Origin of the sequence: Youhaiella tibetensis (genome assembly GCF_008000755.1) — a bacterium.
Classification (GTDB): domain Bacteria; phylum Pseudomonadota; class Alphaproteobacteria; order Rhizobiales; family Devosiaceae; genus Paradevosia; species Paradevosia tibetensis.
This window is the reverse complement of the sequence record NZ_CP041690.1, coordinates 3,438,247-3,445,000: the sequence shown is the minus strand read 5'-3', so window position 1 is coordinate 3,445,000 and position 6,754 is coordinate 3,438,247. Positions and strand designations below refer to the sequence as shown.

Below are 6,754 nucleotides of genomic sequence, written 5' to 3'. Positions count from 1 at the left end.
GCTCGGCTTCGCCCGAGGAAGTCGCGCGCAAGATCCAGGACGGCCTCAATTCCTGGGGTTATGTCGGGGCGGCGAACTGCAAGTAGGAACCTCCCGAGGGGCCGTCGGGCTCCTTGTGAACGGCGTTGCGGCGGGATGCTGCCGCAACGCTTCGTCGAGCTGAGGGGAGGGGACCCGCGTGGCGCTCAAATACAACCAGAAAGCCAACCTGCAGCGGATTGCGCTGCTGGCGCCGGGCGTTCTGCTCTATGGCATCTTCAATTTCGCTCCGCTCCTGGGGCTCTTCTGGGTGAGCCTGGTGGAGTGGCCGGGGATCGGGCCGATGAAATTCGTCGGGCTCGACAATTTCGCGACCCTTTTCGGCAACGCCTTCTATCGCGACCAGCTGATCAAGGCTTTCGCCAACAACCTCATCTTCTTTTTCATCATCATCGGCTCGATGCTGATCCTGGGGACGGCGATCGCGCTGTTGCTGAGCTTTCGCAGCTGGGGGCGCAACGCCTACCGGATCATCTTCTTCCTGCCTTATCCGCTGGCCGGCGCCGCGGTGGCGTTCCTCCTCGAAATGGTGGTGCGCACGCGCGGGCCGCTCAACGCCATGCTCAAGAACTTCAACATCATCGAGCAGCCCATCGCCTTCCTGGGGGATCCCAACCTGGCGCTCGCGACGCTGGCCTCGTTCTACTCATGGCACCGGATGAGCTTTGCCATCATCCTCATCCTCTCGGCGATCGTGGGGGTGCGTGTGCACCTGATCGAAGCGGCGATGCTCGACGGGGCCAAGCGCTGGGCGACGCTCAAGGCCGTGGTGTTTCCGGTGCTGGCGCCGGCCTTCGTGCTCATCACCGTCATCGTCATGGTCGATGTGTTCAACAACGCCGACTACACGCTCATCCTCATGGGTCCGGAGGGCGGGCCGGTGCGCTCCACCGACATCATGGGCACCTTCCTCTTCCGTTCGGCCTTCGGCGGCTCGGCCACCTCCACCAGCGTCAATTTCGGCATGGCGGCGGCGATCGGGCTTTTTACGGCCCTGCTGATCCTGCCCGCCGCGCTGTTCCTGGCGCTGCGTAACCTCAGGCGGAAAGACTGATGGATCGCCTCTTCAAACTCTCCAAGCTCGAGCAGGCGCTCGTCCAGCTCATCCTGCTGGCCTATACGTGCGTGGTGCTGTTTCCCATCGGCATCGCGGTGCTCAACTCGCTCAAGCCGAACCTGGGCGAGGTCTACAAGGCGCCGTTCGGGTTGCCCTCGGTATGGAGCTTCAATAACTACGCCACCGCCTGGGTGGGGGCCAATTTCCAGGGCTTCTTCGTCAACTCGGCCATCATCTCGCTGGCCTGCGTGGTCATCGTCACTTTCTGTGCCTCCACGACCGCTTTCGTGCTGGTGCGCATGCCGTTCCGGGGCTCGACGCTGCTTTTCGCCGCGTTCCTGCTGGGCGTGGTCATTCCCATCCGGCTGACGCTGGCGCCGCTTTTCGTCATCGTCAAAAGCCTGGGGCTGCTCGACAGCCTTCTGGGTGTGATCCTCGTGCAGTCTGCCTCGATGATGCCGGTGGCGGTCTTCATCCTCACCTCGTTCCTGCGCGCGGTGCCAGCCGAGCTGGAGGATGCCGCAAGGATGGATGGGGCGCTGCCCTTCCAGATCTACTGGAGGGTAGTGCTGCCGCTCATCCGGCCGGCCCTCGCCACGGTGGCGCTGCTCACGTTCGTGCAGGCCTGGAACGAATATTTCCTGCCGCTCATCTTCCTGCGCACGCCGGCCAATTATCCGATCACGCTGGGCATGTCCCAGTTCCGGCTGCAGTTCGACGTGCAGTGGCACCTGATGTTTGCCGGCATCCTCATCATGCTCATCCCCACCATCGTGGCGTTCCTGCTGGCTTCGCGCCAGTTCATCGAGGGACTCACGCAGGGCGGCGTCAAGGAATAGACCCATGTCCTCTATCTCCATCCGCAACCTCAACAAGGCCTATGGCAAAGCCAGGGTCCTGCACGACATCAATCTCGAGATCGCCGACAATTCCTTTGTCGTCTTCGTGGGTCCCTCCGGGTGCGGCAAGTCCACGCTGCTGCGCACCATCGCCGGGCTCGAGGACAAGGAGACGGGCCAGATCTTCCTCGATGGCCGCGACATCTCCGATGAGGCGCCGGTCGATCGCGACGTCTCGATGGTGTTCCAGTCCTATGCGCTCTATCCGCAGATGACGGTGCGCGAGAACATCGCCTTCCCGCTCTCCCTGGCCCGCATGGAAAAGGGCGAGATCGCCGCCAAGGTGAAGGGCGTATCCGAAATGCTCCATCTCGAGGAGCTGCTCGAGCGCAAGCCGGCCAACCTTTCGGGCGGGCAGCGCCAGCGCGTCGCCATCGGGCGCGCCATCGTGCGCGATCCGAAGGTCTTCCTGTTCGACGAGCCGCTTTCGAACCTGGATGCGGAGCTGCGGGTGGAAATGCGGCTCCAGATCGCCCAGCTCCGGCGCAACCTCTCGGCGACCTTCATCTACGTCACCCACGACCAGGTCGAGGCCATGACGCTGGCCGATACCATCGTGGTGCTGCGGCTGGGGCGGATCGAGCAGGTGGGGAGCCCCATGGAGCTCTATCACAATCCGGCCAATACCTTCGTCGCCGGCTTCATCGGTTCGCCCAAGATGAATTTCATCCCCGCGCGGGTCAAATCGATCGATGGCGCTACCAGCGCCCTGGCGCTCGCCGACAATACCGAGATCGTGCTGCCGGGGCGGCGCTCGGATGTCGACCAGAAGGTGACGCTGGGGGTGCGCCCGGAGCACTTCGTGCCGGCCGATGACGGTGCGTTGCGCGGCGTCGTGAGGACGGTCGAGAACCTGGGCGCGGTTTCCTATGCCTATGCGGCGCTCGCCGACGGGACGCTGGTTACCGTGGCTCTCCCGCCCGAGCATGGCGTGAGGCTCGACGAGACCCTCCCCCTCTCGATCGCCGAAGGGCGGGGCTATGTCTTTGACAGTGACGGCAAGGCGCTTCCGAGGGGGTAGGGCGCGGTTAGCGCACCGGCAGAACGGGCGGAATGCAAGTCCCGTGCCGAAGCCGCCTCGCGGCACCGGCGCAGATGTGCGATAGTGCCGAAAAGCCCAAAGGGGGACCTTCTGTCGCACTTGCGCGTTCTTCAGCAGTGATAAAGGAAGTACACCCAATGGTTGGCGGGACGCTCGCCTGTGTTTGGAGGATTTATCCCATGAAGAAGATGATTGTTGTCGCCGCTGCCGCACTCGCACTGTGCACCACCGGCGCCATGGCTGCGGGCGACCCGGCAGCCGGTGAGAAAGTGTTCAAGAAGTGCGCAGGTTGCCACGGTGTGGGCGAAGGCGCGACCAACAAGGTCGGCCCGGTGCTCAACGGCATCTTCGGTGAAAAGGCCGGGGCCGTGGAAGGCTACAACTTCTCGCAGGCCATGGTTGACGCCGGTAACGGCGGCCTGGTCTGGAACCCCGAGACCCTGAGCGAATTCCTCAAGAAGCCCCGCGACTTCGTCAAGGGCACCAAGATGAGCTTCCCGGGCCTGCCCAAGGAAGACGATATCGCCAATGTCGTCGCCTACCTGCAGACCTTCTCGCCGGACTTCAAGGCCGAGTAATCCACTCGCCACCGGCAGTTTTCGAGGACGGGCCCAGGGCCCGTCCTTTTTGATTCGGCCTGACCTTTGCCATCGGCATCGGGATCGTGTCATGATGGCGTTGTCACGCCATCGGGATGCGACCTTTTATTACATTCCCCGATGTAAAATATTGTGCTCACCTTGACCGCTTGAGGAGGACGGGCGGGCTAAATGGACATTACGTTAAAGCAATTACAGATTTTTCAGGCCGTGGTGGTTGCAGGATCGATCACCAAGGCGTCTCGGCGTATCGGGCTTTCGCAGCCCTCGATCAGCCAGCAGTTGGCCAAGCTCGAGGAAAAACTCGACACCCAGCTCATCCAGCGCAACCGCACCGGCGTCATCAGCCTGACCCCGGCGGGCGAATACTGGTTCAAAACCGGCGACGAGATGCTGCGGCGGCTCGACAACATGGTCAACGAGCACCGCCAGCGCTTCGTGGACAATTCGGTGACGCTGCGCATCGGGGTCACGCCGACCCTGCGCGGACGCTTCACGGCGGCGGCGGCGCGCATTGCCAGCGTCGAGCCGGGCTTCGTCAAGTTCGAGCTCAAGTTCGCGCTGACCAGCGGCGAGCTGGTCGAGCAGCTGCGCCTGCACCAGCTCAACTGCGCCATCGTCAATTCGGAGGCCATTGCCGACGATCGCGGCTCGTTCGCGGTGACCGAGCTCTTCGAGGACCAGATCGCCTGGATCGTGCCGGCGGAGGTGCCGCTGAGCGACATCAAGCGGGTGCTCTCCAAGGGCAAGCCGGCCGACATCAAGGGGCCGCTCAAGAACTTCGTCGAAATCGACGCCAATATCGCGCTGCGGCCGCGCACGGACGAATGGTACCGGCACACCCTGCCGGCGGCGACGCCCACCTATGCGTCGACCACCTATGCGGCGGCGGTCGATATCGTGGCCGAAGGGCTGGCCACCACCCATTGCCCGCTCTCGCTGCTGCCGAACCTGCCGCCGAGCGTGCGCGAACGGGTGCAGATCTTCCCGCTGGAGAACCTCAGCCGCACGGTGGTGCTGGCCATGCCCAAGCACCTCTTGACGTTGCCGTCCTACGCCTCCATCTATCGCTCACTGGTCGAGTTCTGCCAGACCGACTACAATCGGGAGATGGCGCCCAACTACGTCCACGAACTCTCCCTCGTCGGCTGAAACCGGCGAGGATTTACCCCCCGTTAGGCTCGCTCGCAGGCTTTCAAAAGAAAGTCTTATGAGAAGTATTGGCGATTTAAGCCGCGACTAGGTGTTCAAAGGGCTCACCCAAAAAGAGTCCTACAATCCTAGATAAGGGGGAGCTTATGACCAATCGGGTAGCCCTGCGCATGGGCATCGCTGCGGTCGCTTTGGCGGCTGTCGTCGGGGGCGTGTACGCCGCCGACGAAGTCACTGCCGAGCGCCTGCTCAACGCTAATTCCGAGGCCGACGCCGGCAACTGGTTGAGCGTACACCGTTCGTACGATTCCAACCGTTTCTCGCCGCTCAAGGAAATCACCCCGGAAAACGTTGGCGGCCTTAAGCTCGCCTTCGCCGTTCCGCTCGGCGGCACCGAACCTTCCTCGTTCGGCGTCGGTGGCGTTGAAGCCACCCCGCTGGCCAAGGACGGCTTCCTCTACATCACCGATCCTTGGGGCACGCCCTACAAGATCGACGTCTCGTCGGGCAAAGCCGGCAAGATCGTGTGGATGTGCGATACCGGCATCGACAAGGACGCTTCCAGCCCGCTGCTGCTCGCCAGCCGTGGCCTGGCGCTCTCGGGCTCGAACGTCATCGCCGTCCTCAACGACGGCCGCGTGATCGCCTGCGATGACGAGACCGGTGAAGTCGTGTGGGATCAGCAGATCGCCACCGAACCGGGCGAAGGCTTCTCGAACGCTCCGCTCGCCATCAAGGACAAGATCATCGTCGGCCAGTCCTACGGTGACTGGGCCACCCGTGGCTGGATCGCCGCTCTCGATGCCGCGACCGGCGACGAAGTCTGGCGCTTCTACACGGTTCCCGAGCCCGGCCAGCCCGGCTCCGAGACCTGGAAGTGCGATGAGGCCGGCAATCCGGACTGCTGGAAGACCGGTGGCGCTGCCGCCTGGGTGACCGGCTCGTACGACGCCGACTCCAACACCATCTACTGGGGCACGGGTAACCCGGTGCCGATGTACGATCCGGAATACCGCCCGGGCGACAACCTCTATACGAACTCGACCGTCGCGCTCGATTTCGACACCGGCAAGCTCAAGTGGTACCACCAGTACACGCCTGGCGATTACATGGACTATGACGAAGTTGGCGTTCAGCTTCTCATGGACACCAAGGTCAACGGCGAAGACCGCAAGGTCCTGGCTCACTTCGGCCGCAACGGCTTCTTCTACACCCTGGACCGCACGAACGGCTCGTTCATCAATGCGACCCAATACGTGGACAAGCTGACCTGGACGAAGGGCATCGACCCCAAGACCGGCCTGCCGATCGAATACGATCCGTCCAAGTCGCTCCAGGTCTATGCCAACGGCGCTCCGCGTCGTGACGGTGCCACGGCCGAAGCCTGCCCGAACATCCAGGGTGGCGTGAACTTCTTCCCGACCGCCTACGATCCGACCACGGGCATTGCCTATGGCGCCGGCATCGAAGGCTGCTCGGACGTCTCGACCAAGGAAGTCGCCGTGGAAGACGTGCATCCGGGTGGCATCTTCACCGGTGGCGCCGCGGCTGCCAACGGCGTCCAGACCGGTTCGCTCTTCGCGTTCGACGTGGCCACCGGCAAGCAGGTTGCCAAGGTCAGCACCCCGTTCCCGAACTATGCCGGCGTCCTGGCGACCCCGGGCCTGGTCTGGACCGGTCAGCTTGACGGCACCTTCGCGGCCTACGACTCCAAGACGCTCGAGGAAAAGTACTCGATCAACCTGGGCACGGCCTTCGAAGCTCCTGCGATCTCGTACACCGTCGATGGCAAGCAGTATATCGCCATCGCTGGCGGCGGCATCGGTATCGCCTCGTTCGGCCATCCGGAGCTGGAGAGCAAGCAGGCTGCCAACATGCTCTACGTGTTCAGCCTCTAAGCACTGAAAACTCAAATCGTCTGCCGGGCAGTTTCCTGCCCGGCAGATTCTGCCATCTGAAGGAACCC

General features: G+C 63.1%; 7 protein-coding genes (1 of these 7 cut by a window edge). All 7 read left to right on the top strand.

Annotated features, from left to right (window positions below; all coding sequences use genetic code 11):
• Positions 1 to 86, top strand: partial view of an extracellular solute-binding protein gene (locus FNA67_RS16900; protein WP_170267347.1) — the end only. Its footprint begins 1,159 nt before the window's first position; only the last 86 of its 1,245 coding nucleotides appear in the window; its start codon lies off the left edge, out of view; its stop codon occupies positions 84 to 86.
• 92 nt (positions 87 to 178) lie between these two features.
• Positions 179 to 1,093: a carbohydrate ABC transporter permease gene (locus FNA67_RS16895; protein ID WP_049706258.1), complete on the top strand. Its 915-nt coding sequence runs from the start codon at positions 179 to 181 to the stop codon at positions 1,091 to 1,093.
• Positions 1,093 to 1,935: a carbohydrate ABC transporter permease gene (locus tag FNA67_RS16890; RefSeq protein WP_049706257.1), complete on the top strand. Its 843-nt coding sequence runs from the start codon at positions 1,093 to 1,095 to the stop codon at positions 1,933 to 1,935. Before FNA67_RS16895 ends, FNA67_RS16890 begins: the two co-directional genes overlap by 1 nt.
• A 4-nt stretch (positions 1,936 to 1,939) precedes the next feature.
• Positions 1,940 to 3,016 (top strand): ABC transporter ATP-binding protein, encoded by a 1,077-nt coding sequence (locus FNA67_RS16885; RefSeq protein WP_147657118.1) that lies wholly within the window; start codon positions 1,940 to 1,942, stop codon positions 3,014 to 3,016.
• A gap of 200 nt (positions 3,017 to 3,216) precedes the next feature.
• On the top strand, positions 3,217 to 3,615 hold the full coding sequence (locus FNA67_RS16880; RefSeq protein ID WP_049706255.1) for a c-type cytochrome: 399 nt from the start codon (positions 3,217 to 3,219) through the stop codon (positions 3,613 to 3,615).
• Between the two features lie 192 nt (positions 3,616 to 3,807).
• Positions 3,808 to 4,788, top strand: a complete 981-nt coding sequence (locus tag FNA67_RS16875) for a LysR family transcriptional regulator (RefSeq protein WP_049706254.1) — start codon at positions 3,808 to 3,810, stop codon at positions 4,786 to 4,788.
• A 146-nt stretch (positions 4,789 to 4,934) separates the two neighbouring features.
• A complete protein-coding gene (locus tag FNA67_RS16870) occupies positions 4,935 to 6,686 on the top strand; it encodes a pyrroloquinoline quinone-dependent dehydrogenase (protein ID WP_049706253.1) in 1,752 nt (583 codons plus the stop codon).
• Positions 6,687 to 6,754: the final 68 nt, after the last annotated feature.

Coding starts and splice junctions, on each gene's coding strand:
- FNA67_RS16870 (WP_049706253.1), top strand. CDS start 4,935: ATGACCAATCGGGTAGCCCTGCGCATGGGCATCGCTGCGGTCGCTTTG.
- FNA67_RS16880 (WP_049706255.1), top strand. CDS start 3,217: ATGAAGAAGATGATTGTTGTCGCCGCTGCCGCACTCGCACTGTGCACC.
- FNA67_RS16885 (WP_147657118.1), top strand. CDS start 1,940: ATGTCCTCTATCTCCATCCGCAACCTCAACAAGGCCTATGGCAAAGCC.
- FNA67_RS16890 (WP_049706257.1), top strand. CDS start 1,093: ATGGATCGCCTCTTCAAACTCTCCAAGCTCGAGCAGGCGCTCGTCCAG.
- FNA67_RS16875 (WP_049706254.1), top strand. CDS start 3,808: ATGGACATTACGTTAAAGCAATTACAGATTTTTCAGGCCGTGGTGGTT.